2 protein-coding genes are annotated in these 3,275 nt (G+C 28.3%); both read left to right on the top strand.

Annotated elements, in window-relative coordinates:
- On the top strand, window positions 1–2,487 hold a 2,487-nt coding region (locus ACRC03_RS09310), incomplete at its 5' end, for a hypothetical protein (RefSeq protein ID WP_438652290.1).
- Window positions 2,488–2,526: 39 nt separating this feature from the next.
- Window positions 2,527–3,275, top strand: a 749-nt coding sequence (locus ACRC03_RS09305) for a hypothetical protein (RefSeq protein WP_438652289.1), incomplete at its 3' end; no start/stop codon positions are given.

Below are 3,275 nucleotides of genomic sequence, written 5' to 3'. Positions count from 1 at the left end.
TGGTCAACAGATTGGACTAATAGTAATCAAGAAAGACCACCTCAATCTGAACTAGAAAAACATTTAGCAAGTAAGCTATTAGCAGTTGATGATAAAAGAGATGAAAATAGGTATTATATAGGATTAGCTCTAGGGGAATATTATAATATAAATCCCGATTATAATAGAACTAATAAAGAAAAAATCTTTTTCCATTTACCTTATGAATACGATTGTTGTTCAAAGTGTAAAGAAGATTTCCCACATAGAGTACATTATTCTGAACAATCTTTTCAAGAAGAACTTTCAGATAATTATAGGATATTTCTTCCTAATAACTATAGAGATTTAGATGGAGAAACAGGAGAAATAACAAATCTATTTAAAATTAATAATAATCTTTTTGTACATACCAGAGAAGGATTATGGCAAATGCCTAAAAACTATCAAGAAAGAGTTACAAATCAAATAGTATCTTTTATTGGCACAGGTAGTTATTTTGAAATTCCACCACAAAAAATAGTTGATGATGATACAGGAAATTCTGCTGGGCTTCAACATAAATTTGGTGCAATAAAAACACCTAACGGATATTTCTTTGTTTGTGAAAACCAAAATACTTTTTATAAATTTGATGGACAGAAACTTACTGAAATTTCTAGTCAAGGAATGTATAATTGGTTTTATAATAATATACCTTTAAAAGCAAAAGAAGAGTATTATAAATTAAACTTTAAAAATTATCCTTATGATGATAACGTAAGTAATAAAGATGGTATAGGTTTTATTTCTACTTATGATTCTAAAAAAGAAAGAATAATACTAACTAAAAAAGATTTTATTTTAAATGATGTTTTTAACAGTTTACCAGACTGTGAGGTATGTTCTTTAAATGAAAATATGGTATATTTTACAAACTATCAACAAATAATTTCAGATAGACAAAATAATGGTTGGACTTATCTAGGTCTTGAAAACTGTAAAATGAAATTCAGCAAAGATGTTGAAAAAACTAAATTAGAAACAAGTAATCAATTAGAAAAAAATTGTATCATAACAGTTGTTCCAGAAGAACAAGAATGCTCCCCTACTTGTGATGACTGTGGTAAGACCAATTGCAGACCTTTATTTAAAAACATAGATTATTTAGTTTTTAAATATAATTTCTCAGATGGTAGAGATTTAGATACTTCTACAGAACTTACTTTTCCAACACTAGCTAAAAAATTAGGGTGGAAGCAAGAGAGAGATTGTGTTGGTGAAAATAAACCAGATTATATTAAATGGGGAGGAGATAATACAGGAACAGGTGTTGAATCTGTGTGTATCTATGTGCAAAATATAGTAAAAGATTTTCCAAATTCAGAAGATGTAATTTTTAAAGCTGCTGCTTGGTGGTATGGAACAAAAGGAAATAATGAAGTTGAGTTTTTTGCTATTGGTTATAAAGGAGGGACAATGTTTGTTGAAAATTTTGAATTTAAAAACCGTGGAGGAACTGCAGTAGGAAATTACACTTTTCCAGGTATAAAAGTTGAGGCATCACATAATAATATTACTGGTGTGTGTGATGGCACAGGTGTAACTTCTTTGGGGGAATTTAAATACAATATAAACACTGGAGATTTAACAAGAGATGGCATTTCTGGTGGTGGTCAAACAATACCAAAAATTTGTGATATGGTTTGCTGTAACTATACTACAACTGTGATAACAAGCCCAGTAAAATATATTGATACAATTTATGAATATGTTATAGGAACACCTATCAATCCAGCTCAAAGTAATAATTCTTGGACTATTAGTTATTCACTAAAAGAAAATTATTGGGTAAGTTTTCATTCGTATTTACCACAATTTTACATTAATACCCCACAAAATTTTTTAAGTTGGTTACCCACAAATAATAATGCTTTTTGGAAACATAATACTGTAGGAATATATCAAATGTTCTATGGAACAAAACATCCCTTTATAATCGATTATATAGCTTTATCTAACTCTCTTTCAACTAAAGTATGGGATTTCATATCTTTATTAATTGAAGCAAAGAAATTTATAACTGAAAATAATGAATATGTAGATGTTGATGTATTATTTAATAAAGTAATATTATATAATTCTAAACAATGTTCTGGTTTATTAAATATAAAAGTGAAAGCTGACAATCCTGATAAAGAAAATTATTTACATCAACAAATAACTAACTTAACTAATAATGAAATACTCGCAGATAGGAAAGAAAGAACTTGGCATATCAATAATTTTAGGGATATTAGAGTAGATTATACTAAACCCATTTTTAATTCTAACATAAATTCTCTTCAATCTGAATATTTCATAGATAAAAAATTAAATGAAAGTTCACTCAATTATGAAAAAGATTGGACACAACTAGAAAGTTTTAGGGATAAATATTTGGGAATACGAGTAATATTTGATAGTTTTGCAGATGTGAAATTATTATTAAATATTTCAGGAGAAAATGAAACTAATTCTTTTAGATAAATAAAAAATTAAAGATTAATATTTATAATTAAGATTTATATGAAAAAAACTAAACAAAAAAATAAAAGACCTAAATGTGCTTTTGGAAGTTCTATAGACCCACTTGAAAATAGAAATAAAACAAGAAGGAATATTATGGAAATAGAAAATCCAAATGATGCTTTGGTAAGAAATGATTTAATGTTTGCTCAAGCTCAATTAGCTTCTGAAGATAATTTAACCAGAGGATTAGATATTGGAGGGGGATTGGCTATGTCTGTAGGTCAAGGGATGATGGGGGGAGCTTTTGGTAAGATGGGTGGAGAAGGCACAGGTAAGCTAGCTGATTTTGTTAAAAAAAATAAAGAAACAATTCAATTAGGAAGTAATATTGCAGCAACAGCACCAAATATGTTTGCTTATGGAGGTAAAGTTCCAGTTGAAGTTGAAGGAAATGAAGCAGCTGAAACACCTAATGGTCAATTACTAGACTTTAAAGGTCCTTCTCATAATAATGGAGGAATAGATGTTGATTTACCCCAAGGTACAAATGTGTTCTCTGATAGAATTAAAATTAAAGGAAAATCAATGGCAGATAGAAAAAAAAACAGAGAAAGAAAAACTAATGCTTTAAGTAAGATACTAAATAACAATAAACAAGATTTGTTTGTAAAAAATGCTTTAGGAAGAGTTGAAGAAACAAATGCTATTGAAGAACAACAAGATTTGGACATACAAACTTTTATTAATCAAACTAAAGAGGCAATTAATGGAAAACCTAAGTTAGGTTGGGGAGAAGAAAACTTAGG

This window comes from Romboutsia sp. (assembly GCF_051659545.1).
Classification (GTDB): domain Bacteria; phylum Bacillota; class Clostridia; order Peptostreptococcales; family Peptostreptococcaceae; genus JBOFOR01.
Note: the sequence above shows the minus strand (reverse complement) of the source record. Positions and strands in the feature narration are given on the sequence as shown.